Consider the following 25,339-nt stretch of genomic DNA (forward strand, 5'->3'; position numbering starts at 1 on the left):
TTCCACGATCGATGCGCCGGCTTGTTTCTGCGCGACGAAGGCCTTCAGCCACTCCTATTCGACCCAGCTGAACCCATCACGCGCCAGCAGCGCGAACGACTCCGGCGGCCCCCAGGAACCGGCCGCATAGGCATGCGGCTTTTCGCCGAGCGTCGCCCAGCCGTCGATGATCGGGTCGGCCCATTCCCAGGCCGCTTCCAGTTCGTCGCGGCGCATGAAGTGGGTCAGGCGGCCGCGCACGACGTCGATCAGGAGGCGCTCGTAGGCTTCGGCGCGGCGCTGCTGGAAGGCCGATTGCAGGTCGAGGTTCAACGCCACCTGCTGCATCTGCATCCCGGTGCCGGGTTCCTTGGCCATGATCTGCAGCTTGATGGCTTCCTCGGGCTGCAGCTCGATCACGAGCCGGTTCGCCACGCCGCCGGGCGCGCCGGGGAACAGCGGGAACGGGGGATTGGCGAATTCGACGACGATCTTCGAGGAGCGGCGCGCCATGCGCTTGCCGGTGCGCAGGTAGAAGGGCACCTTCGACCAGCGCCAGGTATCGATGTGGGCGCGCAGGGCGACAAAGGTTTCGGTGCTGGTATCGGGCGGCACGTTCTTCTCTTCCAGGTATCCCGCCACTTCCTGGTTGCCGCTCACGCCATGGCCGTACTGGCCGCGCACAGTGTCGCGGGCGATGTCGGCCAGCTTGAAGCGGCGCAGCGAGCGCAGGACCTTGAGCTTCTCGTCGCGCACCGCGTCCGGCGACAGCGAAGTCGGCGGCTCCATCGCGACGATGCACAGCAATTGAAGCAGGTGGTTCTGGACCATGTCGCGCATCGCGCCGGTGCCGTCGTAGAAGCCGGCGCGGCTGCCGACGCCGACTTCCTCGGCCACGGTGATCTGCACGCTCGAAATGTTCGGCGCGCGCCAGATCGGTTCCAGGATCGAATTCCCGAAGCGCAGCACCATCAGGTTCTGCACGGTTTCCTTGCCGAGGTAATGGTCGATGCGGTAGATCTGCGACTCGGCAAAGTGCTTGCCGACCGCCTCGTTGATCTCGATCGCCGAGGCGAGATCGGTGCCGAGCGGCTTTTCCAGCACCACGCGCGCATTCGCGTCGACGAGGCCGGATGCCGCCAGCTTGTCGCAGATCGTGGTGAACAGGGAGGGCGCGGTCGACAGGTAGAACACGCGCTCGGCACCCGGGCGCGAGGCCGCGGCCAGGGCCGAGAAGTCGGGCGCGCCCTGGACGTCGAGCTCCACGTACTCGAGCAGCTGCAGGAAGCCGTCCCAGGTCTTCTCGACGAAGTTTTCCTTGGCGATGAAACCGCGCGAATGCGCTTCCACATGCGCCAGATAGGCTTCGCGGTCGATGTGCTGGCGGCCGGTGGACAGGATGCGTGTCGAGGGCGGCAGGTTGCCGTGCAGGTAAGCCATGTACAGCGCCGGGAGGAGCTTGCGCATGGCGAGGTCGCCCATGCCGCCGAAGATGATCATGTCGAGGGGCAGGGTGTTCTCGGGTGCGGATGCAGGTGCGGATGAATGAGTCATGGTCGGGTTCGAGCAGGTTTCGGTGGCGCTTACTATAGCCTAGATCGGAATGCACGATCGCCTGGCGGATCGGTTATGCTTTCGGCAACCGAACGACAATAATAGGAGACCCATGGAATCGACCATCCTGAACCGCCGCGACATCGACTTCCTGCTCTACGAATGGCTCGATGTCGAGTCGCTGACCAGCCGCGAACGCTACCAGGACCACAGCCGCGAAACCTTCAGCGCCGTCCTGGACACGGCCGAGCAGATCGCGACCGACCTGTTTGCCACGCATAACAAGCTAAGCGATGCCAACGAGCCGCACTTCGATGGCGAGCGCGTCGCCATCGTCCCGGAAGTGAAGACTGCGCTCGACGCCTTCTGCGCGGCCGGCTTCATGGCGGCCGGCCATGACTACGAATACGAGGGCATGCAGCTGCCCTACCTGGTCACGAAGGCGGCCGGTGCCTGGTTCACGGCAGCCAACGTGGCGACCTCCGCCTACACCTTCCTCACCATGGGCAACGCGAACACCCTGCTGAAGACGGCGACGCCGCGCCAGGTCGAGCGTTTCGTGCGGCCCCAGCTGGCCGGGCGCTTCTTCGGCACCATGTGCCTGTCCGAGCCGCAGGCCGGCTCCAGCCTGTCCGACATCACGACCCGCGCCGAGCCCGATCCCGTCGAGGGCCCGGAGGGCGAGCGCCAGTACCGCCTGCGCGGCAACAAGATGTGGATCTCCGCCGGCGAGCATGAGCTCAGCGAGAACATCGTGCACCTGGTGCTGGCCAAGATTCCCGGACCGGACGGCAAGCTGATCCCGGGCGTCAAAGGCATTTCGCTGTTCATCGTGCCCAAGTACCTGGTGGGCGAGGACGGCGCGATCGGCGAGCGCAACGACATCGCGCTGGCGGGCCTGAACCACAAGATGGGCAACCGCGGCACGACCAATTGCCTGCTCAATTTCGGCGAAGGCAAGTTCACCCCAAGCGGGAAAGCCGGCGCGATCGGCTACCTGGTCGGCGAGCCGCACAAGGGCCTGGCCAACATGTTTCACATGATGAACGAGGCGCGCATCGGCGTCGGCCTCGGCGCGACCGTGCTCGGCGTGACCGGTTACCTGCACGCGCTCGACTACGCGCGCAACCGTCCGCAGGGACGCCATCCCGCCGAGAAGGATCCGGCAAAGCCGCAGGTGCCGATCATCGAGCACACCGACGTGCGCCGCATGCTGCTGGCCCAGAAGGCCTATACGGAAGGCGCGCTGGCGCTGATCATGTACTGCGCGCGCCTGGTCGACGAACAGCGCACCGGCGCGTCGCCCGAGGCCCAGGCGCGGGCAGGCATGCTGCTCGACTTCCTGACCCCGATCGCCAAGTCCTGGCCATCGCAGTGGTGCACGGAGGCCAACAGTCTCGCCATCCAGGTCCACGGCGGCTACGGCTACACGCGCGAATACAATGTCGAGCAGTTCTACCGCGACAACCGCCTCAACCCGATCCACGAAGGCACGCACGGCATCCACGGCCTCGACCTCCTCGGACGCAAGGTATCGATCCAGCAGGGCGCCCTGTTCAAGGCGGTGAGCGAGGAGGTGGCGGCGACGGTGGCGAAAGCACGTGCGGCCGACGCTTCGGACTTGACCGCCCATGCCGGCCAGCTCGAGGCCCTGTGGGCGCGCATCGGCCAGGTGACGGCGACGCTGTACGCCGCCCGCGACATGAACAAGACCCTGGCCAACGCCAGCCTGTATCTGGAAGCGGTCGGGCATGTGGTGATCGCCTGGATGTGGCTGGAACAGGCCCTGGTGGCGGCGCGCCACCAGGAGGACGACTTCTATCGCGGCAAGCTGCAGGCCTGCCGCTATTTCTTCAACTGGGAATTGCCGAAGTCCGCCCAGCAGCTCGACCTGCTGGAGACCATCGACACCACGACGCTCGACATGCGGGATGCCTGGTTCTGATGGAGCCGCTTGTCATGGACAGATTCACGCTCAACGACATCGAGATCGGCGCGCGCCTGGTCGAGGCGCTGCTGCACCACCTGAAGAAGAACGGCGCCACGCCGATCGCGTATGCCGAGCTGCTCGAGCTGGGACGATTCCTCGATCCCAAGGATGCGGCCATGGACCGCGCCGAGGTGCTCGGCATCGGGATGAAGCTGCGCTTCGTGGCCGAGTTTTGCAGGCAGAACGGCTATCCGGACCTGGCCTGCCTGGCGGTGCATCCGGCCACCATGCGTCCCCTTGCCTGCGAGGGCGATTGGGGCGCGGCGCGCCAGGCGGTCGCCGCTTTCGACTGGGCGCCGGCCCTGGCCCGCCTGCCCGAGTACGCGCAAGCCGCGCGCGCCGCGGTGCCGCTGCGCTTCAAGCCACGCAAGGAGCGTCCGGCCGAAGTGTCCTGGTATGCCTGGTTTTGCGCGCACAGGGAGGCCTGCAAGAACATCGGTTCGGGCGACAAGAGGGAAGTCGTCAACCTGGTGATGGCAGGACTCGACCCCGAAACGGCGCTGCGCCGCTTCCTGGCCGCGAAAGCGGCCTTCGAGGCGGCCTTACCGGCGGCCTGACCCGCCTTCCGGCCGGGCGGATCAGTTCAGGACGCCGACGACGACACTGGCCTCGTCGATGGACGCCATTGCCGGGCGTCCGGCTTTGAGTGCGCCTCCGGCCGCGGCAAACCCGACCAGCTGGACGCCGCTTGCCAGGCGCAGCGTGACTTCGCCGCCGCTCGCGGACCGGCTCGCACGCACGATCTCCCCAGGTAATACGTTGCCTGCGGCCGACGCCTCGATGCAGTCGGCGACCCGCACGGCCGTCGCCTTGCACAGCGCCAGCACCTCGCGCCCCGGCTCCAGCCCCAGCAACTCGACGCTTTCCCGGGTAATGCGCGCATGCAGGGCGCTGCCGTCGACCAGCAGCAGCTGCACGCGGACCTGGCCCTTGTACGCCTTGATCGTCCCGACCGTGCAGGGAAACTGGTTGCGCATGCTGGTGCGCAGTGCCAGGGCCGCGCGGCCGCTGGCGTCGCCGTGCTCGAAGCTGTCGAGGATGCGCCGGCGGGCGCGCGCCATCTCGTCGGCCGCCTCCAGCACCCGACGGCCGGCCGGGGTGATGGTCGCGCCGCCGCCGCCGCTGCCGCCCACCGCTTTTTCCACCAGCGGCGTGCCGGCCAGGTTGGCGAGCGTTTCGAGGGCCTGCCAGGCAGCCTTGTAGCTGACGCCCGCTTCCCGCGCGGCCTCGGAAATGGAGCCGGCCTGGCCCACCCGGCGCAGGATGTCGATGCGCTTGTCGCCGGCCTGGAAGCCGAGCACTTCGTTCAGCGGGAGAGTGTGCTTGCTCATCCTTCCATGGTAGCAGGGCGAAGAGGTACACGCTATTCCCCATTTGAATAGCGCTCGCGGTTCTGTGCTAGAGTTTCGCTATTCGAATACGGAATAGCGGGACGGACCATGAAGCGATGGATGGGGATACTGTTTGCGCTCCTGGCGATCCCTGCAGGCGCCCGGGCGGGCGAGGTGCGCGTGGCCGTCGCCGCCAATTTCACGGCGCCGATGGAAAAGATCGTGCCCCTGTTCGAGGCCGAGACAGGCCACAAGGCCTTGCTTTCCTTCGGCTCGACCGGCAAGTTCTACGCCCAGATCAGGAATGGCGCGCCCTTCGAGGTGCTGCTCGCCGCCGACGACGCGACCCCGGCCAGATTGGAACGCGAAGGCCGGGGCGCCGGCCGATTTACCTACGCCGTCGGCAGGCTCGCGCTGTGGAGCCGGCAGGCCGGCCTGGTCGATGCCCAGGGCGCGGTCTTGAGAAGCGGCCGCTTCGCACGGCTGGCCGTCGCCGACCCGAAGCTCGCGCCGTATGGGGCCGCGGCCTATGCAACCCTCGGCAAACTCGGCCTGCTCGAGACGCTGCGGCCGAAGCTGGTCCAGGGCGAGAACATCGCCCAGGCGTATCAGTTCGTCGCCACCGGCAATGCCCAACTCGGCTTCGTCGCGCTGTCGCAGGTCCAGGCCGACGGCAAGTTAAAAGATGGCTCGGCATGGATCGTCCCGGCCTCGCTGCATGCGCCGATTCGCCAGGACGCACTCCTGCTCGGCAAAGGCAAGGACAACCCGGCCGCCGCCGCGCTGATGCGCTACCTGCGCGGCGAAAAGGCCAGGGCGCTCATTCGCTCCTACGGCTACGACATCTGACCATGCCCATCGAGAAGGAAGCCCTGCAGGCCATCTGGCTGACGATCAAACTGGCCGCCTCGACCACCGCGCTCCTGCTGCTGCTTGCCACGCCCCTGGCCTGGTGGCTGGCGTGGACCGGCTCGCGCTGGCGGGTTCCCATCTCGGCCCTGGTGACGATGCCGCTGGTGCTGCCGCCGTCCGTGCTGGGCTTTTATCTGCTCGTCGCCCTCGGCCCGGACGGTCCGGTCGGCCGGCTCACCGAAGCGCTGGGGCTGGGCGTGCTCTCCTTTACCTTCAGCGGCCTGTTGATCGGTTCCATCGTCTACTCGCTGCCGTTCGCCGTCCAGCCGCTGCAGCATGCCTTCGAGGCGATGGGCAGGCGGCCGCTGGAGGTGGCGGCCTCGCTGGGCGCTTCGCCGGTCGACGCCTTCTTCAGCGTCGCGCTGCCGCAGGCGCGCGGCGGCCTGCTGACCGCCGCCATCCTCAGCTTCGCCCATACGGTCGGTGAATTCGGCGTCGTGCTCATGATCGGCGGGAATATCCCGGGCCAGACGCGCGTCGTCTCGACGCAGATCTACGGCTATGTCGAGGCGATGGAATACGCGTCCGCGCACTGGCTGGCCGGCGGCATGCTGCTGTTCAGCTTTGCGGTGCTGCTCGCGCTCGCCGGGCTGCGCCGTCACGATGCGCGGGTGCTGCCGTGACGGGCGAACTCCAGGTCCGCCTGTCGCTGCCGCGCGCGGATTTCACGCTGGACGTCGACCTGCGCCTGCCCGCCAGCGGCATCAGCGTGCTGTTCGGGCCATCGGGCTCGGGCAAGACCAGCGTGCTGCGCTGCGTCGCCGGGCTGGAGAAGGGACGCGGCGCCCGCATCGTCGTGGGCGAGGAAGTCTGGCAGGACGACGCGGCCGGCGTGTTCCTGCCGACCCACCGGCGTGCGCTCGGCTACGTGTTCCAGGAGGCGAGCCTGTTCGCGCACCTGGACGTGCAGGGCAATCTCGACTACGGCCGGAAACGCAGCCGTTCGCCCGGAGCGGCGCGCACGCTGCAGGACGTGGTGGAACTGCTTGGCATCGGCCACCTGCTCGGGCGCCGCGTCGCCGGCTTGTCCGGCGGCGAGCGCCAGCGGGTGGCCATTGCGCGCGCCCTGGCGGCCATGCCGCGCCTGCTGCTGCTCGACGAGCCGCTGGCCGCGCTGGACGCGGCGCGGCGCCAGGAGATCCTGCCCTGGCTGGAAAAGCTGCGCGCCGAACTGAAGCTGCCCATGCTCTACGTGACGCATGCCGTCGACGAACTGGCGCGGCTGGCCGACCACGTGGTCGTGCTCGAGCAGGGGCGAGTGAAAGCGGCCGGCCCCGTCGACGAGGTGCTGTCCGCCATCGATGCGCCCGGCGTCGCGGGCGACGAGGCGGGCGCGCTGGTTCACGGCGTGGTCGCCGAGCGCAGCGATCAGTGGCAGCTGGCGCGCGTGGACTTCGACCATGGCTCCTTCTGGCTGCGCGACAGCGGGATCGCCGTCGGGCGCCAGGTGCGCTTGCGGATACTGGCGCGCGACGTCAGCCTGGCCACGTGCGAGCCGCTCGGCACCAGCATCCAGAACCATTTCCCCTGCATCGTCGAGTCGATCGCGGCGGACACGCATCCGTCGCAGGTGCTGGTGCGGGTACTGTGCGGGCATACCGCGCTGGTGGCGCGGATCACGCGCCGGGCGCTGGCCGGGCTGGACCTGAAGGCGGGCGGGCCGGCATGGGCGCAGGTGAAATCGGTGGCCCTGCTGTCCTAGGCCCGCTCAATGCCCCAGCAGCCGCAGGCTGCGCTCCCACTCCTCGCGCCACGGATCCAGGAAGTCGTGGGCGGAAAACGCACGCGACAGGCCGCGCAGCGGGACCCGGTAGACATCGTGCAGGCCGAGCGCCAGCACGACGGGGTTCCAGACGATTTTCGACTTCGCCTTTTTCGTGCTCGCCTTGACGCGCGCGCCGTCGTCGCCGAAGATGCCGCCGGCCTCCGCCAGCGCCGACTCGAGATTCTGTTTGACCAGCGGGCCGAAGGCGGCCAGTGCCTGCTCCTTGTAGATGCCGGCCGTCGATTCGGCCGCGGCCTTCGGTTCCGGCTGCGGCTGGGCCGCGCGTTTCAGGGCCTTGACCAGCTTTTCGAGGTCCTTCTTCTGGAAGCGCAAGGCCTGCAGTTCGCGCCGGAAGCCGGGCGCGGGCAGGGTGGCCACGATCTTGTACGCGTCCTTCGTTCTCGTGATCAGGACGTCCTCGCTGCCCGCCGCCAGGCGCGCGGTGTCGCCCGCGTAGAAGATCGGCGCGGCATAGCCGCCGTTGGCATCGCCGAACAGCTCCGGATAAGCGGCGTCGTAGTCGAGCCAGACATAGGGCGTGACTTCGTGTTCGATCAGGCGCGCCAGGGTCCAGGGCGTGCCCGTCTGCTGTTCCAGCCAGTCGCAGCTTTGTTCGAGCGTGGCGCGGTAGGGCAGGATGGTGATGGTCATGTGTTGGCTTTCAGCCGGCGCAGCTGCGCGGCTTGATAGGCGCCGAAGGCGTCGTTGAAGAGGCAGCGGATCAAGGGGTCGTCGACCAGCTCGGCGGTCTCGAGCTCAAGCTCGGTGGCCGCGTCGAAGCGGCCGTCGTTGATCCGCATGTACATCGAGGTGAGGGACTCGCCGAGTTCCAGTGCCGCGTACAGTTTGGCGGCCGGGATCTCGGTGGTCCAGGACAGGGGCGCGGCGTCGGCGGCGACCGGGTCGATGCTGTCCCCCTCGACGCGGTAGTGACGATGCGTGGCCACTCCCTCGTGATCGAAGACGGACAGGCGCCAGATGCGCGGCTGCTCGAAATAGCTTTCCTCGGGCAGTTGCATGTCGCGGTATTTGTCGAGCAGGCCGGTGCCGCACCAGGCCTTGACCCGTTCGGCCTGCTCTCCGGTCAAGGCGGGAAAGCGGCGCGCGATCTCGCCCGTCGATGGCGGCACTGCCTGCGGGTCGCAGGCGTAGTCGACGTCCTGGTCGCCGACGGGCACGACCCAGTCGAGGGCGGGCGCGGGTAGCAGCGCATTCCCGTCGAGCCGCATCGACACCCCGGGATTCATGCGCACCACGCGCGCAGCCGGCAGCGCGGCTTCGACCTCTTGCTGGAACTGGCGATAGCTGATCGGGAAGAAGGCCTGGTTGTACCAGGACCAGGGCTCCTGCAGGAACTGGCAGGAACTCGGCACGACGAAACGGGGATGCAGTACCTGCAGCTGCTCGATCCAATGCGGGGGCAGCGCCGGCGGCGCCGGGGCGGCCCGCGAAGGCGACAGCACCTCGATCTCGCGCATGGTCTGAAAGGGCCACAGCACCATGTCCCAGGGACCTTGGCCGGCCAGCGCCGGCAGCGTGTCCGGGTCGATCCAGGAATCCACGACGTTCAGCACCTTCAGTCCGGCCGCTTCGACCTGGAACATCGAATCGACGTCCGGATCCATGGCGATGCGCGGCGTGACCGTGAACGGACCGACGCTCACCGGCACATCGATGCGCAGGGGACGCACGTCGGCGAAACCGAGTGCGCGCACCATGTCGAACAGTTCCTCGAACAGGCAGTAGATGTGGATCGGCGTCGTGCGCTCCAGCAGGTCGAGGCTGTCGAGCGAGCAGTGGTCGTCGTGGAAGTGGGAGATGAAGACGGCGTCGAAACGCTGCCGCCGGATCTGTTCGTGGTCGAAACGCACGGGCGGAAACGCATGGCAGTTGCGGCTGAAGGGGTTCTCGAAGATCGGATCGAAGGCGATGCGCGTGCCTTCGCAGTCGAAGAGATAGCCGGCGTGCAGGATGCGGGAGATATGAAGCGGCATGGAGAGCGTGATAGTTGGGCCGGGGAGGGCGCTCCCCGGCCAGGGCGCATGTTAACACGCCGGCCCTGCCGCCAGCTCAGCTGAACAGGCCGTCGTCCGATCCGCCGTCATAATTGTCGCCGGCGAAGTCGTCCGATCCGCTGCCGACATCGTCGAGCAGGGAGTTGCCGGTGCCGCTGTCGACGCTGCTGTCGCCGAGCAGGCTGCTCGCGCTGTCCTGCCCGGCGCCGCTGTTGTGGAAATCCTCGATCGGCGAGGTCAGCGACGAGAAGGCGTCGTTATTGCCCAGGAAGCCGTTGCCGTCGTGGTTGTGGTGGCCGAGCAGATTGCCCAGTCCCTGGAACAGGAAGGCGCCCGCCGCCACGCCGGCCGCGGTCGAGGCGATATTGCCGAGCGCGCCGCCCATGCCGCCGCCCACGCCGCCGCCCCGGAAGAAACTGCTGGCGCGGTTCATCATCGACGGCTGCTGGTAGGGTTGCTGGTATTGCTGTTGCGGATACTGTTGCTGCGGCGCCTGGCCGCCATGGGCCTGGGTTTGCTGACGGGCGCCGGCGCTGTTGCCCCAGGCATTCGGATCGAGGAATTCGCCGCGCTGCGTTCCACCTTGCAACTGCCGCTGCAGGTCGGCGATCTCGGCCTTGGCGTTGTCCAGCGCCCGTTGCTGCAAGAGGGCGCGCTGCACCAGCAGGTAGGCGGCATCCGGCTGCATGGCCACGGCCTGCCGGATCATGGCCTCGGCCTCGGGATCTTTCGGCAGGTCGCGCGCCTGCACGAGCTGGTTCAGGAAATCCTGCAATAGCTGGGAATCTTGCGGACTCATGGTTTCACCCTCCACGTTGGTCGATATGGTCAATATTGCACCAGTTCGGCCAGTTTCAAGCGCGCGGGTGAGGGGCAGGTGCAGGACCGGGCGCCGGCAAGGGCAGGCTTGTGGCATGCTGCTTCCGGTTCGGCAACTTCATCGGCAAGGAGACACGCATGGCAAAGCGCCCCGGGATCTTCCCCACATTTTTCCTGTCCGGCTTCGAATGCTCCAGCTTTAACTGGAAAGAAGGCGTGCGCCGCAACCTGGTCGCGGAAACCGGGCACGACCGCCATGCCGCCGAGGATTACCAGCACCTGGCCAGCCTCGGTATCGCCGTGGCACGCGAAGGCATCCCGTGGCCGATGGTGGACAAGAGCGGCTGCTGCGACTTCTCGACCCTCGATCCCTACATCGAGGCGATGAAGGCGACGAAAATCACGCCGATCTGGGACCTGTTCCACTACGGCTACCCGGACGACCTGGATCCGTTTTCGGACGATTTCGTCACCCGCTTCGCGCAATATTGCCGCGCCGCCGCCGAATACGTGATACCCAAGTTGCGTGGACCCCATTTCTTCACACCAATCAACGAAATCACCTTTTTCTCCTTCTGCGCCGGCGAATGGGGCTGGGCCGCGCCCTTCCGCTGCAGCCGCGACGACCGCATGCGCCTGCGGCTGGCGCTGTGCCGGGCCGCGATCGCCGGCGTGAAGGCGATCCGCGAAGTCGATCCGGAAGCGCGCATGGTCCACATCGATCCGCTCGTGCGCGTAGTCGCCCCGCGCGACCGCCCGGACCAGGTCGAGGCAGCGCGCCATGAGACGGAAGAAGACACCTTTCTTGCCTGGGACATCATCAGCGGCCGCGCCCACCCCGAATTCGGCGGCTCTCCCGAGATCCTCGATATCGTCGGCGCCAACAACTACGCCTTCGGGCAGATGGAGTACCGCGAGCACGGACCGCATGCGGCGCTGCCGCCGGGCGACGACCGCATCGCCCCGCTGTGCGAAATGCTCGACACGGTATGGCAACGCTACCGCCGGCCGATGATCATCGGCGAAACCAGCGGTTTCGGCCACGGCCGAGCCGACTGGTTGAGGGATGTGATGGGGGAATCGCTGGCGGCGGTGCGCCGCGGGATGGACTTGCAGGGGATCTGCCTGTTCCCGGCGGTCGACATGCCGGACTGGCATACCGGCGAATGGCTGCACAACGGCATCTGCGACCTGGTCGAAGCCGACGGCGACCTGCGGCGCATTCCCGACGGGGCCTACATCGACGAACTGCGCCGCTGGCAGAAGGAGCTGAACCGGGTCACCGCGCTGGACGAGGATCCGTACAGCGACCCGGTCGAACTACAGGACGTGATCGATGCGGCGTACCGGCTCAATGTGCAGCCCGATAAAAATTGGAACTGAGGGACCGGAACCGGGGGCTGGGCTGAACGATCACGCGGCCCGGGCGCCCTCCAGGCGCGACACGGCGAAACGGCCCCGTCCTTCGCGCTTGGCCATGTACAAGGCCTTGTCCGCATCGGCGCCAAGCTGGTCGCTGTCCACCGGGAAGCTGTCCGCATAGGTCACGCCGATGCTGGTCGAGACATAACGTGCGCCGCCCTCGAGCTCGAACGCCGGCTCGAAGGCCTTCAGGATCTTGGCCGCGACCAGGGCGGCTTCCTGCGGCGACCTCAGGCCTTCGAGGATGACGGTGAATTCGTCGCCCGCCAGCCGGCACACGGTATCGGTCACGCGCACGGCACCCCGCACGCGCTGGGCGAACTCGTACAGCACCGTATCGCCGGCGGCGTGGCCCAGTGTGTCGTTCACCTGCTTGAAATGGTCGACGTCGAGGAACATCAGGCCGATGCCATGGCCGGCGCGCTGCGCACGCTGCAGTGCGCCGGTCAGGTGCTCCTGGTAGGCGCGCCGGTTCGGCAGGCCGGTCAGGGTATCGATGCGCGCCAGCTGCGCCAATGCCTCTTCGTGCAGCCTGGCCGCCGATATGTCGGCGCCGAGCACATAGAAGCCCTTGTACTGGCCTTCGTGGATGTCTGGAATGCGCGTGATCTCGACCGTGCGCAGGCCGTCGCCGAGCGGCAGGGCCACCTCGAAACGGACCGTCTCGCCGGCCAGGCTGCGCGCCAGCAGGGGTTCGTGTTCGCGGTACAGCGCCTCGCCCATCACCGCGCGCATGGTTTGCCCGACGATGCTCCGGGCCGGCACGCCGAACCAGGTTTCATAGGTCGCGTTCGCAAACTGGTAGCGCCCGTCGCGGTCGACGTGGCCGATCAGCACCGGCAGGTTGTCGGTAATGGTGCGCAGGCTGCGTTCGCTTTCTTCCAGGCGCCGCGCCGATTCCTTCAGCGCGGTCACGTCCTTCAAGGCGATGACGGCGCCGATGCCCGATCCGTCCCGTGCGTGCAGTGCGCGTCCGCTGGCGAACAGGAAGCGCGGCGCCGCAGCGCGCGGCTTGACGATGATCTCGGCGTTTTCGACGGTCTCGCCGCGCAGCGCGCGCAGCAGCGGCGTCTGTTCCGCGGTCATGGGCGTCTGGCCGTCGGCCGCGAACAGGCGGTAATGGGCGGCCCGTTCTTCAGGCGCCAGCAGCGAGGCCGGCAGGGTGAGGATCTCCCTCGCCGCGCGGTTGAACATGGTGACCTCGCCCGCGCTGGAGCAGACCATTACGCCGACGTCGATCGAATCGAGCACGGCGTCGAGCAGCTCGCGCTCGCGCGCCAGCTCGTCCTCGATCTCCTTGCGCACCGAAATATCCTGGATATAGGCGCCGAAGAACGAGGTCTCTCCGGCGTTGACCAGGCCGATGGTCATCTCGACCGGGAATTCATCCCCGTCGCGGCGCAGCGCGGATAGCTGGATGCGCTTGCCGACGACGCTGCCGCTGCCGGTGCTTGCAAAGCGCCGCATGCCGGCCTCGTGGGCCTCGCGGAAACGCGGCGGAACGATGGTTTCCGTAATCGTCCGGCCCAGCGCTTCCTCGCGGGTCCAGCCGAAGATGTCCTGCGCACGGGGATTCCAGTCGGTGATCCGTCCCTGTGCATCGGCGCCGACAAAGGCGTCGAGCGCGGTGTCGATGATCGCCTTGACCCGCTGTTCGCCCTTGCGCGTTTCCTCGACGGCGCGATGCAGTTCCGTGGTGCGTTCGGTCACCCGGGTCTCGAGCGTCGCGTTCAGTTCGCGCAGGCCCTGTTCGTTTGCCAGCAGCTTCGAGAGCAGGGCGTTGAGGGTGCTGCGCAGGATCTGCACTTCGGTCAGGCGGCTGCGCAGCGGCGGAATTTCGCGGGCATGGCCGGCGCGCAGCGCATCGGCGTGGCGGGTGATGGTGTCCAGCGGCCGGGTGATGTTCCTGGCGAACACCCAGACCAGCAGCGACACCAGGGCCGCGGCAAGCAGGCCGGCCCACAGGATCTTGTTGCGTAGTGCATCGACCGGCTTGAACGCCTCCGCGAGCGGCTGGCGCACGAGCACGACCCAGCCCATTCCCGGATACGATTCGTGGCCTGCGCTCTGGCTGTAGCCAACGAGGTAGCGCTGGCCGTCGGGCCAGGTTTCGATCACGGAACCGTTCTTGTCGCGCGCGGCGCGGCGCAGGCTTTCCTGGTCCAGCACCTTGTTCGCGTATTCCTTCGGGCCGAGCAGGACCGCGCCCTTGCGGCTCAGGATGACGGTATCGACCGCCTTGCGCTTTGCCAGCGTGCGCAGGACCGAGCGCTCGACGGCGGCCGCCCACTGCCAGCTCAGGTGGGTGCCGAAGACGCCGTTGATGACGCCGTCCGGGCCGCGGTAAGGGAAGGCAATGTCGAGGAAGCGTTTCGGTTCGCCGGTCGGGTTGGGCAGCAGCTTGGCGAGCAGGACGGCTTCGTGCACGTCATGCAGGTGCTCGCCTTCGTAGGCGGCGGCGAACCAGGGCCGGGCCGAGACGTCCTTGCCTTCCAACAGACCGCTCGACGCGACCTTTACCGTGCCGCGGTTGTCGGTCATCCCGATCCAGGCGAAATAGGGAAAGGTCCGCTGCATGCTGTCGATGGCGGCGCGCTTGGTCTCCGCCGGCACCGTCGGATCGGTGATGGCGAGCCGCTCGGACATCAGCTTGACTTCGCGGTAGCGCTCGAACATGCCGCGGTCGAGTTTGTCGGTGGTCTGGTAAGCCAGCTCGGCGAGATTCTGGCCGATGTCGGCCTCGGCCTGTTTCGCCAGCGTATGGCCGACCAGCTGCACGGTCACCAGGGTCAGGAGCAGCATCACGGCGGCCGTCACGGCGGCCAGCGTCGGCGCGAGCGACAGGCGGCCGGAACGGAGAGTAGAAAGCATGAATATTTATGTCTAGCAATAAAGTTGCAGCAGGGCAGCTTATCATGCGAAACCGGGCCGGCTGCACGCAGGCCCGATTGCCGAGGGGAAATGATGCCAACGATGCACGAATGTGTCGCGCGGGTGGGACAGTAAGCGGCGTTTGCTTACCAGGTGTTTCTGGACTGGCCTGGTTCAGGCCGCGCCGGCGGCTTCCCATTCTCGCGCATGGACCCGGTTGCGGCCGTTGCGTTTGGCCGCGTAGAGCAGTTCGTCTGCGTGGGCGATCAGGGCCTGGCTGGCAATGCCCGGCAGCTCAGGCGAAAGGCGCGCGCTGACGACGCCGAAGCTCGCCGTCGCGCTGATCTGTACCAGGCCGTGCTGGCTATTGGCTGCGGCAAGGCGTGTGCGCATGCGCTCGGCGAGGGCCAGGCCATCGGCCAAGGTAGTGTCGGGCAGGATCAGCAGGAATTCTTCGCCGCCGTAGCGCACAACCGTATCGATGCCGTCACGGGTCATCGACAGCAACAGGCGGGCGACATCCTGCAGCAGCGCGTCACCGGCCTGGTGGCCATGGGTATCGTTGATGGATTTGAAACTGTCCACGTCGCACATGATGATCGTCAACGAAGCATTCCGGCGGCGGGCGCTCTCGATCTCGCCATCGAGCAGCCCTGCGTTCAGGTGGCGCCGGTTGAAGGCCCCGGTCAGGGGATCGCGGACCGATTGGTTAATCAGGATCTGCTGGGTCCAGTATTGCCGGCGCGCCAGACGGGCATTGCGCCGCGCGGCAACGGCGCCGAACACGTTTGCGAGCAGCAGGAGCATGGTCATGGTCGACAGCTGGCGTGCGCTGACCGTGCCGAAGGAATACACGAGTGCGAGGAAGCTGGCGCTCGCGCAGAGTGCAACGATGGTCGCGTTGCGCAGGCGGTTCGGAATGAACAGGTAGACGATGATCAGCATGATGGCCATCGACATTCCGTGGAGCAGCAGTTCGCCCCGCGCATACACGACCAGCAGGAAGGTGAGCATCGCCAGGCTGGTGAATACGGTGGCTGCGCGATAGGCGGTTTTAGCTGGATTGGCGCTGCGGCGGGTCAGAACGATGCCCGTCAAGGCGACCATGGCGATCGCCAGGCGCGCCAGGAACAATACCAGTGTCTGGCTGCTCTGGCCCAGGTGGGCCACATCGGCAAGCGCGAATGCCAGGTAAGAGATGCCGCAAATCGAGAGCGAACGCGTCAACTCATGCCGAATGACGCCGCCCTGGTCGCGCAGGAACGCCGATTCGGTACTGGCGGATGTGAATTCACCGCGCCAGCGCGCAATGGCGCTGGGAGACTGCAGCTCGGACATTGTGGAAGCGGTGGGACGAGGACGAGCCCGACTGTAGCGACTTATTGAGTTGCTGTAAAGAACTTAGATAAAGATAGATACAATCCTTGCCGCAATGCCGCGTTGCACGGTCGGGCGGCGAGGGAGGGGGCGTTCGCCTTCATTGACCCATGCCGTCGTCAGTGCGGCGGGTCCGGGCGGACGCGGATGCCACCCCGCCTCCGCCCGTGCCACCGCCGCCGATCAGAAGGCGGCGATGCCGGTCTGCGCCCGGCCCAGGATCAGCGCGTGGATGTCGTGCGTACCCTCATAGGTATTCACGACTTCCAGGTTGACCATGTGGCGGATGATGCCGAACTCGTCCGAAATGCCGTTACCGCCCAGCATGTCGCGTGCCGTACGGGCGATGTCCAGCGATTTACCGCAGGAGTTACGCTTCATCATCGAGGTGATCTCGACCGCGGCCGTGCCCTCGTCCTTCATGCGGCCCAGGCGCAGGCAGCCCTGCAGGCCGAGGGTGATCTCGGTCTGCATGTCGGCCAGTTTCTTTTGCACCAGCTGGTTCGCCGCCAGCGGTTTGCCGAACTGGTGACGATCGAGGGTGTACTGGCGCGCCGTGTGCCAGCAGGCCTCGGCGGCGCCGAGCGCACCCCAGGCGATGCCGTAACGCGCCGAGTTCAGGCAGGTAAACGGACCCTTCAGGCCGCGCACGTCCGGGAAGGCGTTTTCTTCCGGGCAGAACACGTTGTCCATGACGATCTCGCCGGTGACCGAGGCGCGCAGGCCGAACTTGCCGTGGATGGCTGGGGCGGATAACCCTTTCCAGTCCTTTTCGAGCACGAAGCCCCGGATGGCGCCTTCGTCATCCTTGGCCCAGACGACGAACACGTCGGCGACCGGCGAGTTGGTGATCCACATCTTGCTGCCGGTGAGCGAATAGCCGCCCTCGACCTTGCGGGCACGGGTCACCATCGAACCCGGGTCGGAGCCGTGGTTCGGCTCGGTCAGACCGAAGCAGCCGATCCATTCGCCGGTGGCCAGTTTCGGCAGGTATTTCTGTTTGGTTGCCTCGTTGCCGAATTCATGGATCGGCACCATCACCAGGGACGATTGCACGCTCATCATCGAGCGATAACCCGAGTCGACGCGCTCGACTTCGCGTGCGATCAGGCCGTAGGCGACATAGTTCAGGCCGGGGCCGCCGTACTGCTCGGGAATGGTCGGGCCGAGCAGGCCCAGCTCTCCCATCTCGCGGAAGATGGAATTGTCCATGCGCTCGTGGCGAAAGGCCTCGAGGATGCGCGGCTGCAGCTTGTCCTGGCAATAGGAGGCGGCGGCGTCGCGGATCATGCGCTCGTCGTCGGTGAGCTGGCTGTTCAGGAGGAGGGGATCGTCCCAGTGGAAAGCGGCTTTGGTCATGATGGTCTCTTCAGTAGTTGATTAACGTGCAAAATACAGGTCGTGCAGGTGATCCAGGCTGACCTCGGACGCCGCCTGCGACAGCACGACTTTGCCGCTTTGCATCAGATAAACGTGATCGGCGACGCCGACCGCGCGTTGGGTGTTCTGTTCCACCAGCACGATGGTACGCCCGTCGCCCTTCAGGCGCCCGAGGATCTCGAACAGTTCATTGACCATCACCGGCGCGAGACCCAGCGAGGGTTCGTCGATGATCAGGAGTTTGGGGTCGCTCATCAGGCCGCGCGCCATCGCCAGCATCTGGGCTTCGCCGCCCGAAAGCGAGCCGGCCAGTTGCTTGCGGCGTTCGCGCAGGCGCGGGAACATCACATAGGATTTCTCCAGGTTGGCCGCCGCGCCGGCGCGGTGCTGGGGCGCGAAGGCCCCCATCATCAGGTTTTCCTCGACCGTCATGTCGCGAAACACCATGCGGCCTTCGGGAATCATGGCCATCGACACCAGGTTCATGTCCCAGGTCGGCGTGCCGTTCAGTGGCTTGCCGTCGAGGGTGATCGAACCCTGCATCACCGGTATCAAGCCCATGATCGCGCGCAGCAGCGTCGTCTTGCCGGCGCCATTCGGGCCGATGATGGTGGTCAGCTTGCCCGGCTGGACGGTCAGCGACAGGTCCCACAGCACGTTGATGGCGCCATAGCCGGCGCGCAGGTTGGAAATCTCAAGCATGGTCGGCTCCCGTATAGCTCTTCACCACCTCCGGATTGCTGAACACCTCCGAAGGCGTGCCTTCGGCGATCAACTGGCCGAAGTTCAGCACCGCCACCCGTGCGCACAGGTTGCTGATGGTCTCGATGTCGTGCTCGATGATGCAGATCCCGACCTGGAATTTCTGGTGCAGGCCCTTGAGCATGTTCATGAAAGCGCGCTTGCCGTTGGTTTCCAGGCCGGCCAGCACCTCGTCCAGCAGCAGCAGTTTCGGATCGGTCGCCAACGCCTTGGCGACTTCCAGCGCCTTCAGTTCGGTCAGCGCCAGGCCGGTGGAGGCATCGCGTTCGGCCTTGGCGGTGAGACCGGTGAATGCGAGGATCTCGTCGATGCGGCGCTCGTCCAGGCGTCCCGTGCCGAAGCGCTGCGACACCTGCAGGTTCTGGCGCACGGTCAGTTCGTGCATCGGCTGCGGGATCTGGAAGGTGCGGCCGATGCCCATGCGGGCGCGCTGGTACATCGGCGCCTTGAGCACGTCGACGCCGTCGAAGACGATGCGGCCGGCGGTCGGGCGCACCAGGCCCGAGATCGCATTGAACAGCGTGGTCTTGCCGGCGCCGTTCGCGCCCACCAGGCCGACGACGTCGCCGGTGCCGATGTTCAGGGACACGTCGTTCACGGCGATCAGGCCGCCGAAGCGCACGGTCACGTTTTCAAGCTGTAGCATCTTTTTTCCTCATGAACTTGCGCGCCAGGCCGAACAGGCCGTCGGGACTGGAGATGATCATGGCGACCAGCACCACGCCCAGCACCAGCTGGTGGCCGGTCGGCATCAGGTTCTTCACGAACAGCTGGTCGACGAGATACACCACGACCGCGCCGACCAGCGGGCCGGTGATCGTGCGGTAGCCGCCGAAGATGGCCGCGACGATCGGGATCGTCACCCAGCCGGCGGAGAATGCGTAATCCGGCTCCAGGAAGTTGATGTAGTGGGCGTTGAAGGCGCCGACCACGCCGCACATGAAGGCCGAGACCAGCAGCATCAGGCCTTTCAGCAGGGTGTTGTTGACGCCCACCACGCGCGTCGCATCCTCGCTGTCGTGCATGGCGCGCAGGGCCAGGCCGTGCGGGCTGCGCCGGATCATGTCGTAGACCAGGGCGAACACCAGCACGATGGTGAGGATCACCAGGTAGTTGCCGGTCTTGCTGGCGAAGTCATAGCCGAACAGGGTCGGCAGGCGCGGGATGCTGGCGATGCCGCCCGAGCCGCCCGTGACCGACTGCCACTCGGTGGCGAGGATGCGGAAGATGTGGGCATAGGCCAGGATGGCGAGCGCAAAATAGGGCCCGCGCAGGCGCAGCACCGGCAGCATCACCAGGGCCGCCACCACCGCGCCGACGCCGCCCAGCAGGATGCCGACGAAGACCGGCACCCCGTGCTGCATCGACAGCACGGCCGAGGTATAGGCGCCGACGCCGAAGAAGGCCGCGTGGCCGAAGCTCACCATACCGCCCAGGTTGCCGAGCAGGGCCCAGGACAGGGCGATGCCGCCGATGACGAGCGAGGCGATCACCAGGCTCATGACATAGGCGTTCGCGCCCAGCAGCAAGGGCACGCCGACATACACGAGGGCGAGGACCGCGATCAAAAGCTTGTTTGACTTCATATTCAGTTTCATCCGCGCCTCTTGGTAGCACCGAACAGGCCGTTCGGCATGACGAACAGCACCAGCAGGAACAGTCCCATGCCGGCCAGTTCCTGCAGGGCCGAGCTGGCCAGGGTCACGGTCAGCGATTCGGCGATGCCGAGCAGGACCGCGCCGATCAGGACGCCCGGAATCGAGCCGATACCGGCCAGCACCGTGATGATGAAGGCCTTCACGGTGAGCACGCTGCCGGTGGCCGGGGTGATCGTGCCGTAGCTGAACAGGGCGACCCCGGCGAAGGCCGCCAGGATGCCCGCGACCAGGAAGGAGACCAGTTCGGTGCGGCCCGGATTGATGCCCATGAGTTTGGCAGCGTCGCGGTTGCTGGAGACGGCGCGCACCGCGCGGCCATACCAGCTGCGCGACAGCCACCACCAGAGGGCGACGATCAGCACGATCGAGACGAAGAAGAACAGCACTTCGCTGCGCATGCTGTAGAGCTCACCGACCTGGAAGGCTTCCTGCATCCACGAGGACCCGGTGGCGCGCACGTCCGCGCTCCAGATCATCAGGACGATATTCGTGAGGATCACGCCCACGCCATAGGTGAGGGTGAGGGAATTGATTTCGCGGTTGGTCTTGATTTTGCCGACCACGAAGTAGAGGAGGGCGGAGGTGAGGCAGACGATCACCACTGCAATCGGAATCGCCATCGCCGGATTCCAGCCCATTTTCGTTTCGACCGTGTAGGCGATGTAGGCGGCCAGCAGCACCAGCTCGCCGTGCGCCAGGTTGATGACCTTCATCGCGCCGAACACCAGCGCCAGGCCCAGGGCGATCAGCGCATACGAGCCGCCCTGCAGCAGGCCGGAGTACACGGCCTGCAATATTAATTCCGTCATGTCTGCATTCCAATCAGTTCATGGCAATTTCGGTTTGGTGTGACAGGACCTCGAGAAACCGTAGCGAGCGGCAGGCCTGGTGGCCGAGACGCGCAGCTGTACGAGTAGTACAGCGAGCATCGCAGGCCGCCAGGACAACGCGCAGTAGGTTTATCGAGGTTCCTACCACGGCACGCCCGGGAAGACCGGCTTGCCATTGGCCGACTCTTTCGGCCACACGAGGACGACCTGCTTGCCCTGGTGCTGGCCCATGCGCTGGACGAAGTTCGGGTTGTCGCCCTTGGCGTTGAACTGGACGCGGCCGATCAGGGTCTGCTTGTCGGTCTTGCGCAGTTCCTCGATCACGCCGCCCTTTTTCAGCGTGCCCTTGTCGGCGGCGCGCGCGATCGCGTCGAACAGCAGCATGGACTGCACGTAGCCGAACTGGCCCAGGTAATCCGGCTCCTTGTTGTGCAGCTTCTTGTAGGTCTCGCCGAAGGTCTTGCCTTCGGGCGTGGTGAAGTTCACCGGGAAGGGCAGGACCGCGGTGCCGTACACGTTCGGCATCAGGTCGGGGAAGTCGGCCGCCATCTTCGGCGTGGCCAGCGACCAGACGCCGGCGATCGCCTTGGCCTGCGGTTTCAGAACGCGCGCCGCGCGCAGGATGCCGACATAGTCGTTCTCGTAGCCGACCATGGCGATGAATTCCGAGCGGTCCTGCAGCTTGACCTTGTTGATGATCGGCTTGAAGTCGGTGATCGCCGGATCGAAGGCGTGCATCGCGACCTTGATGCCTTTCGCGGCCAGGGTTTTCTGGACGTCGGTCGCCAGGCCTTCGGTGGCGTCCTTGGTCGAATAGATGATCGAGACCGATTTCACACCCAGGTCCGAGATCAGTCCGACCAGCGCCTTCTGGTAGCCGGCCGTGTTATTGATGCGGAAGAAGTTCTTGCGGCCGGCTTCGACCAGGCCGTCGTCGACGCCGCCCGAGGTCATGTAGGCCAGGCCCAGTTTGTTCGCCGCGTCCGAGGCCGGCGAGATGTTGTTCGAGCCGTAGCCGCCGGTGATCGCCACCACGCCTTCGCTGGCCAGCTTCTCGACCGCGGCGACCGCCTTGGCCGGGGCCGACTCGTCGTCCACCGTCACCAGCTTGATCGTGTGCTTGCCGTTGGTCTTGTTGAACACCTCGGCGGCGACGCGGATGCCTTCCTGGGTACCCATGCCGACCCGGGCCAGCGGGCCGGTCAGCGGAATCTGGACGCCGACCAGCAGCTCGTCGGCCTGCGCACCTGCGCACAGGGTCATGATTGCCAGGGCGATGCTTGTTGCCTTTTTCATGTCTCCACCTTTTCAGTTATGTTCACGATCTGGTCCCGTGGCGGGACCGGCGTTGTTGCGCCGGCGGCTGTCGTGCCGCCGGCAAGGTTCTGCAATACTGTGGGCGGGCCGCCCGCTACCCCAGGTTGCGGCCCATGCTCATTTCGACGTTGCGCACCAGTTGCACCAGGCGCGGGCCGAGGTCGTCGATCAGTTTTTCCTGCGGCAGGAGAAAAGAAGGGCCGCCGCAGTTGAAGGCCATGGTCTTGGCCGGGTCCGGATCGACCAGGGGCACGCCGACGGCGCTGATGTTCGCGTCCCACAGGCCCGAGGACAGGCAGAAGCCCCGGTCCTGGTAGTCGCGGAAACCCTGTTCCAGGTCGGCCTTGATCTTCGGCCAGTTGGTTTCGGTCTGCAGGCGGATATGGTCCATCAGGAAGTCGCGGTCGTTCTGCGGCAGGCCGCACAGGTAGGCCTTGCCCATCGCGGTGGTGGCCAGCGGGATGCGCGAACCGGCGTCGCGGCGCAGGGTCACGGCCGCGCTGCCGCGGCAGGCTTCCACATACACCATCGACAGGCGGTCGCGGATCCCGATCGCCACGCTGCACTGGGCGTATTCGGCCAGTTCCTGCATCGCGGGACGGGCAAGCTTGCGCACGTCGAGATTGGCCAGCAGCGTATAGCCGAGGGCCAGCACGGCCGCGCCCAGCTGGTAGCGGCCCTGGTCGGGCGAATAGCTGAGGTAGCCGAGCTTGGTAAGGGTATAGGTCAGGCGCGAAATCGTCGGTTTCGGCATGGCGGTGCGCTTCGCCATTTCGCTGTTGGTGAGATAGGTCTCGCCAGGGCGGAAGCAGCGCAGGATCTCCAGGCCGCGCGCCAGGGCCGTGACGAACTGGCGGTCCTTGGCTGCATCGTCTTCGAATGACTCGATCTCGTCTTGCATGGGTTCTTTCGTTGTCTCGGTGCCCAATCTGAGGCTGGGTCTGGGCGGATATTCACACACCGAAAACCGAAGTGTCAACAGTTTCGTGAAATGGTCGTTCGCACAGCGAAACATTTTGCCGCCGCTCCTATATGTCGCCTGTCGCGCTCACCGATGCCTCATGGAAATGCTCTGCATACCGACTGTAAAGACTCCCCAACAAGGGCATTTACACCGCCGTTGGAAATGCGGTATCGTAGTTTTTGCCGCAATCTGCAAAACATAATTCCGCACAGCGAAACGCTTGGCGAAAACCTACAAGGAGACAGGCTTGATGAATACCGCTGAAGCTGCTGGAGCCGCCGCCGTCGCGTCTGCCCGCCATGACGATATCCTCGTCGTCACGATCGACAACCCGCCCGTGAACGCGCTTGGCGTCGACGTGCGGCGCGGCCTGATGGAGGCCATCGAAGCCGCCGACGCCGACCCGGCCGTCAAGGCGGTGGTCCTGCTCGGCGCCGGCCGCAACTTCCTTGGCGGCGCCGACATCCGTGAATTCGGCAAGCCGCCCCAGGCGCCCGCGCTGCCGGATGTCTGCAACCGCATCGAAGCCTGCTCGAAGCCGGTCGTCGCCGCCATCCACGGCGCGGCCCTCGGCGGCGGCCTGGAAGTGGCGCTCGGCGCGCACTACCGCGTGGCCCTCGCCAACGCCAGGCTGGGCCTGCCGGAAGTGCTGCTCGGCCTCCTGCCCGGCGCCGGCGGCACCCAGCGCACGCCGCGCCTGATCGGCGCAGCTGCCGCACTCGAGCTGATGCTGAGCGGCCGCCACATCGGCGCGCGCGAAGCATTGAAGCTCGGCCTGGTCGACAAGGTGGAAGAGGGTGATGACCCTGTGGCCGCGGGCCTGGCCTATGCGCGCGAACTGATTGCATCGAACGCGGCGCCGCGCCGCACCAGCGAAGGCACGGCCCTGGCCGACCGCCCAGCCACCCAGGCCGCGATCGACGCCGCCCGCGCCGACACAGGAAAGAAGGCGCGCGGCCTGTTCTCGCCCCTGAAAATCGTCGACGCCGTGCAGGGCGCGCTCGACCTGCCATTCCTTGAGGGCCTGGCGCTGGAGCGCACGCTCTTCCTCGCCTGCCTGGACAGCCCGCAGCGCGCCGGCCTGGTGCACGCCTTCTTCGCCGAGCGCGAAGCGGCCAAGGCGCCCGAGACCCGCAGCGCGCAGCCGCGTGAAGTCAACAGCGTCGGCATCGTCGGCGGCGGCACCATGGGCGCCGGTATCGCCGTGGCGGTGCTGGACGCCGGCCTGCCGGTCGTGATGATCGAGCGCGACGACCCAGCGCTGGCGCGCGGCCGCGCCAACGTGGAAAAGGTCTACGACGGCCTGATCGCCAAGGGACGCATCAAGGCCGAGGCCAAAGAAGCGATCATGAACCGCTGGAGCGGCAGCACCGCCTACGATGCCTTGAGCCAGGTCGACCTGGTGATCGAAGCCGTGTTCGAGGACATGGCCGTGAAGCAGGCCGTGTTCAAGGAACTCGACCGCGTCTGCAAGCAGGGCGCCGTGCTGGCCACGAACACCTCCTATCTCGACATCGACCAGATCGCCGCCTCCATCACGCGCCCGCAGGACGTGATCGGCCTGCACTTCTTCTCGCCGGCGAACATCATGAAGCTGCTCGAGATCGTGGTGCCGGCGAAAGTGGCGGCCGATGTCGTCGCCACCGCCTTCGAGCTGGCGAAGAAACTGAAAAAGACCGCGGTGCGCGCCGGCGTCTGCGACGGCTTCATCGGCAACCGGGTGCTGGCCGTGTATGGCCAGGCGGCCCAGATGATGATGGAAGACGGCGCTTCTCCCTACCAGATCGACAAGGCGGTGCGCGGCTTCGGCTATCCCATGGGACCGTTCCAGGTCTCGGACCTGGCCGGCGGCGACATCGGCTGGGCCACCCGCAAGCGCCGCGCCGCCACGCGCGACCCGAAAGCACGCTATGTGCAGATCCCGGACCGCCTGTGCGAACGCGGCTGGTTCGGCCAGAAGACGGGCCGCGGCTACTACCTGTATCCGGACGGCGCCCGCGTCGGCACGCCCGACCCGGAAGTCGAAGCCATCATCGATGCCGAACGCCAGCGCGCCGGCGTGACGCCGAAGACCTTCACCGACGAGGAGATCGTGCGCCGCTACCTGGCGGCGATGATCAACGAAGGCGCGAACGTGGTGGACCAGAAGATCGCCCTGCGTCCGCTCGACGTCGACGTGACCTTCGTGCACGGCTACGGCTTCCCGCGCTACCGCGGCGGCCCGATGCATTATGCCGACACGGTCGGGCTGGACAAGATCCTGGCCGACATCCAGGAATTCGCGAAGGAAGATCCGCTGTTCTGGAAGCCGTCGCCGCTGCTGGTCGATCTCGTCGCGCGCGGCGCGAATTTCGCCAGCCTGAATAAATAAGAGAACACTCACAGGAGACTCG

21 protein-coding genes are annotated in these 25,339 nt (G+C 66.3%); 7 read left to right on the forward strand and 14 right to left on the reverse strand.

Translation table 11 applies throughout. The features are described 5' to 3' along the window. Positions 1 to 54: 54 nt before the first annotated feature. Positions 55 to 1,533 carry a glucose-6-phosphate dehydrogenase gene (zwf, locus tag ACI48I_RS15365; protein ID WP_498574673.1) on the reverse strand — a complete coding sequence of 493 codons (1,479 nt, stop codon included), beginning with the start codon at positions 1,531 to 1,533 and terminating at the stop codon, positions 55 to 57. 112 nt (positions 1,534 to 1,645) lie between these two features. Here zwf and ACI48I_RS15370 point away from each other — a divergent pair, with 112 nt between their 5' ends. Continuing rightward, positions 1,646 to 3,478, forward strand: a complete 1,833-nt coding sequence (locus ACI48I_RS15370) for an acyl-CoA dehydrogenase (RefSeq protein ID WP_498574674.1) — start codon at positions 1,646 to 1,648, stop codon at positions 3,476 to 3,478. Positions 3,479 to 3,492: 14 nt separating this feature from the next. Next, positions 3,493 to 4,080: a hypothetical protein gene (locus tag ACI48I_RS15375; protein WP_498574675.1), complete on the forward strand. Its 588-nt coding sequence runs from the start codon at positions 3,493 to 3,495 to the stop codon at positions 4,078 to 4,080. 21 nt (positions 4,081 to 4,101) lie between these two features. Here the strand turns inward: ACI48I_RS15375 and ACI48I_RS15380 are convergent, their stop codons facing one another. Beyond that, positions 4,102 to 4,854, reverse strand: a complete 753-nt coding sequence (locus ACI48I_RS15380; protein WP_498574676.1) for a TOBE domain-containing protein — start codon at positions 4,852 to 4,854, stop codon at positions 4,102 to 4,104. Positions 4,855 to 4,962: 108 nt separating this feature from the next. Here ACI48I_RS15380 and modA point away from each other — a divergent pair, with 108 nt between their 5' ends. From modA to modC, 3 genes are read left to right on the forward strand one after another with little or no spacing between them, the layout of a single operon-like run. Beyond that, entirely contained in the window at positions 4,963 to 5,703 is a 741-nt protein-coding gene (gene modA, locus ACI48I_RS15385; protein ID WP_498574677.1) for a molybdate ABC transporter substrate-binding protein, read from the forward strand. 2 nt (positions 5,704 to 5,705) lie between these two features. Further along, on the forward strand, positions 5,706 to 6,389 hold the full coding sequence (gene modB, locus ACI48I_RS15390; protein WP_498574678.1) for a molybdate ABC transporter permease subunit: 684 nt from the start codon (positions 5,706 to 5,708) through the stop codon (positions 6,387 to 6,389). Next, positions 6,386 to 7,468: a molybdenum ABC transporter ATP-binding protein gene (modC, locus tag ACI48I_RS15395; RefSeq protein ID WP_498574679.1), complete on the forward strand. Its 1,083-nt coding sequence runs from the start codon at positions 6,386 to 6,388 to the stop codon at positions 7,466 to 7,468. The genes modB and modC overlap by 4 nt, the downstream gene beginning before the upstream one ends. Positions 7,469 to 7,474: 6 nt before the next feature. On the opposite strand, the gene ACI48I_RS15400 is transcribed toward modC, so the two are convergent. The 3 genes from ACI48I_RS15400 to ACI48I_RS15410 all read right to left on the reverse strand — a co-directional run bounded on the left by ACI48I_RS15400 (position 7,475) and on the right by ACI48I_RS15410 (position 10,345). Next, positions 7,475 to 8,182, reverse strand: a complete 708-nt coding sequence (locus ACI48I_RS15400) for a hypothetical protein (RefSeq protein ID WP_498574680.1) — start codon at positions 8,180 to 8,182, stop codon at positions 7,475 to 7,477. Beyond that, positions 8,179 to 9,525, reverse strand: a complete 1,347-nt coding sequence (locus ACI48I_RS15405) for an MBL fold metallo-hydrolase (protein WP_498574681.1) — start codon at positions 9,523 to 9,525, stop codon at positions 8,179 to 8,181. The genes ACI48I_RS15400 and ACI48I_RS15405 overlap by 4 nt, the downstream gene beginning before the upstream one ends. A gap of 76 nt (positions 9,526 to 9,601) precedes the next feature. After that, complete coding sequence (locus ACI48I_RS15410; RefSeq protein ID WP_498574682.1) at positions 9,602 to 10,345, reverse strand: DUF2076 domain-containing protein; 744 nt, start codon at positions 10,343 to 10,345, stop codon at positions 9,602 to 9,604. Positions 10,346 to 10,503: 158 nt separating this feature from the next. Between ACI48I_RS15410 and ACI48I_RS15415 the strand changes: the two genes are divergently transcribed. Continuing rightward, positions 10,504 to 11,748, forward strand: coding sequence for a glycoside hydrolase family 1 protein (locus ACI48I_RS15415; RefSeq protein ID WP_498574683.1), 1,245 nt, complete (start codon positions 10,504 to 10,506; stop codon positions 11,746 to 11,748). Between the two features lie 30 nt (positions 11,749 to 11,778). Here ACI48I_RS15415 and ACI48I_RS15420 read toward each other — a convergent pair whose 3' ends face one another. The 9 genes from ACI48I_RS15420 to ACI48I_RS15460 form a co-directional block, all read right to left on the reverse strand. Further along, entirely contained in the window at positions 11,779 to 14,658 is a 2,880-nt protein-coding gene (locus tag ACI48I_RS15420; protein WP_193685622.1) for a sensor domain-containing diguanylate cyclase, read from the reverse strand. 174 nt (positions 14,659 to 14,832) lie between these two features. After that, the gene (locus tag ACI48I_RS15425; RefSeq protein WP_498574684.1) at positions 14,833 to 15,996 is read right to left on the reverse strand and encodes a GGDEF domain-containing protein; all 1,164 of its coding nucleotides are present in this window, start codon (positions 15,994 to 15,996) and stop codon (positions 14,833 to 14,835) included. A gap of 222 nt (positions 15,997 to 16,218) precedes the next feature. After that, a complete protein-coding gene (locus tag ACI48I_RS15430) occupies positions 16,219 to 17,394 on the reverse strand; it encodes an acyl-CoA dehydrogenase (RefSeq protein ID WP_193685624.1) in 1,176 nt (391 codons plus the stop codon). A 21-nt stretch (positions 17,395 to 17,415) separates the two neighbouring features. Next, entirely contained in the window at positions 17,416 to 18,117 is a 702-nt protein-coding gene (locus tag ACI48I_RS15435; RefSeq protein WP_193685625.1) for an ABC transporter ATP-binding protein, read from the reverse strand. Beyond that, positions 18,110 to 18,823, reverse strand: a complete 714-nt coding sequence (locus ACI48I_RS15440) for an ABC transporter ATP-binding protein (RefSeq protein ID WP_498574685.1) — start codon at positions 18,821 to 18,823, stop codon at positions 18,110 to 18,112. Before ACI48I_RS15440 ends, ACI48I_RS15435 begins: the two co-directional genes overlap by 8 nt. Continuing rightward, positions 18,810 to 19,763 (reverse strand): branched-chain amino acid ABC transporter permease, encoded by a 954-nt coding sequence (locus ACI48I_RS15445; RefSeq protein ID WP_498574686.1) that lies wholly within the window; start codon positions 19,761 to 19,763, stop codon positions 18,810 to 18,812. The genes ACI48I_RS15440 and ACI48I_RS15445 overlap by 14 nt, the downstream gene beginning before the upstream one ends. 8 nt (positions 19,764 to 19,771) lie before the next feature. After that, the gene (locus tag ACI48I_RS15450; RefSeq protein WP_193685628.1) at positions 19,772 to 20,644 is read right to left on the reverse strand and encodes a branched-chain amino acid ABC transporter permease; all 873 of its coding nucleotides are present in this window, start codon (positions 20,642 to 20,644) and stop codon (positions 19,772 to 19,774) included. A gap of 162 nt (positions 20,645 to 20,806) precedes the next feature. Continuing rightward, positions 20,807 to 21,961, reverse strand: a complete 1,155-nt coding sequence (locus ACI48I_RS15455) for an ABC transporter substrate-binding protein (protein WP_193685629.1) — start codon at positions 21,959 to 21,961, stop codon at positions 20,807 to 20,809. Positions 21,962 to 22,076: 115 nt separating this feature from the next. Further along, positions 22,077 to 22,883 (reverse strand): IclR family transcriptional regulator, encoded by an 807-nt coding sequence (locus tag ACI48I_RS15460; RefSeq protein WP_193685630.1) that lies wholly within the window; start codon positions 22,881 to 22,883, stop codon positions 22,077 to 22,079. Between the two features lie 313 nt (positions 22,884 to 23,196). Between ACI48I_RS15460 and ACI48I_RS15465 the strand changes: the two genes are divergently transcribed. Continuing rightward, positions 23,197 to 25,317, forward strand: coding sequence for a 3-hydroxyacyl-CoA dehydrogenase NAD-binding domain-containing protein (locus ACI48I_RS15465; protein ID WP_498574687.1), 2,121 nt, complete (start codon positions 23,197 to 23,199; stop codon positions 25,315 to 25,317). The last annotated feature ends 22 nt before the right edge of the window (positions 25,318 to 25,339 follow it).

Source organism: Massilia sp. LXY-5, from assembly GCF_059801075.1.

What these genes read in the sequence shown, in the direction of transcription:
- ACI48I_RS15430 (WP_193685624.1), bottom strand. Translation starts at nt 17,394, where the DNA reads ATGACCAAAGCCGCTTTCCACTGGGACGATCCCCTCCTCCTGAACAGC.
- ACI48I_RS15375 (WP_498574675.1), top strand. Translation starts at nt 3,493, where the DNA reads ATGGACAGATTCACGCTCAACGACATCGAGATCGGCGCGCGCCTGGTC.
- ACI48I_RS15405 (WP_498574681.1), bottom strand. Translation starts at nt 9,525, where the DNA reads ATGCCGCTTCATATCTCCCGCATCCTGCACGCCGGCTATCTCTTCGAC.
- ACI48I_RS15420 (WP_193685622.1), bottom strand. Translation starts at nt 14,658, where the DNA reads ATGCTTTCTACTCTCCGTTCCGGCCGCCTGTCGCTCGCGCCGACGCTG.
- ACI48I_RS15400 (WP_498574680.1), bottom strand. Translation starts at nt 8,182, where the DNA reads ATGACCATCACCATCCTGCCCTACCGCGCCACGCTCGAACAAAGCTGC.
- ACI48I_RS15415 (WP_498574683.1), top strand. Translation starts at nt 10,504, where the DNA reads ATGGCAAAGCGCCCCGGGATCTTCCCCACATTTTTCCTGTCCGGCTTC.
- ACI48I_RS15370 (WP_498574674.1), top strand. Translation starts at nt 1,646, where the DNA reads ATGGAATCGACCATCCTGAACCGCCGCGACATCGACTTCCTGCTCTAC.
- ACI48I_RS15425 (WP_498574684.1), bottom strand. Translation starts at nt 15,996, where the DNA reads ATGTCCGAGCTGCAGTCTCCCAGCGCCATTGCGCGCTGGCGCGGTGAA.
- ACI48I_RS15435 (WP_193685625.1), bottom strand. Translation starts at nt 18,117, where the DNA reads ATGCTTGAGATTTCCAACCTGCGCGCCGGCTATGGCGCCATCAACGTG.
- ACI48I_RS15380 (WP_498574676.1), bottom strand. Translation starts at nt 4,854, where the DNA reads ATGAGCAAGCACACTCTCCCGCTGAACGAAGTGCTCGGCTTCCAGGCC.
- zwf (WP_498574673.1), bottom strand. Translation starts at nt 1,533, where the DNA reads ATGACTCATTCATCCGCACCTGCATCCGCACCCGAGAACACCCTGCCC.
- ACI48I_RS15465 (WP_498574687.1), top strand. Translation starts at nt 23,197, where the DNA reads ATGAATACCGCTGAAGCTGCTGGAGCCGCCGCCGTCGCGTCTGCCCGC.
- ACI48I_RS15445 (WP_498574686.1), bottom strand. Translation starts at nt 19,763, where the DNA reads ATGAAGTCAAACAAGCTTTTGATCGCGGTCCTCGCCCTCGTGTATGTC.
- ACI48I_RS15455 (WP_193685629.1), bottom strand. Translation starts at nt 21,961, where the DNA reads ATGAAAAAGGCAACAAGCATCGCCCTGGCAATCATGACCCTGTGCGCA.
- ACI48I_RS15450 (WP_193685628.1), bottom strand. Translation starts at nt 20,644, where the DNA reads ATGACGGAATTAATATTGCAGGCCGTGTACTCCGGCCTGCTGCAGGGC.
- ACI48I_RS15460 (WP_193685630.1), bottom strand. Translation starts at nt 22,883, where the DNA reads ATGCAAGACGAGATCGAGTCATTCGAAGACGATGCAGCCAAGGACCGC.
- modA (WP_498574677.1), top strand. Translation starts at nt 4,963, where the DNA reads ATGAAGCGATGGATGGGGATACTGTTTGCGCTCCTGGCGATCCCTGCA.
- modB (WP_498574678.1), top strand. Translation starts at nt 5,706, where the DNA reads ATGCCCATCGAGAAGGAAGCCCTGCAGGCCATCTGGCTGACGATCAAA.
- ACI48I_RS15410 (WP_498574682.1), bottom strand. Translation starts at nt 10,345, where the DNA reads ATGAGTCCGCAAGATTCCCAGCTATTGCAGGATTTCCTGAACCAGCTC.
- ACI48I_RS15440 (WP_498574685.1), bottom strand. Translation starts at nt 18,823, where the DNA reads ATGCTACAGCTTGAAAACGTGACCGTGCGCTTCGGCGGCCTGATCGCC.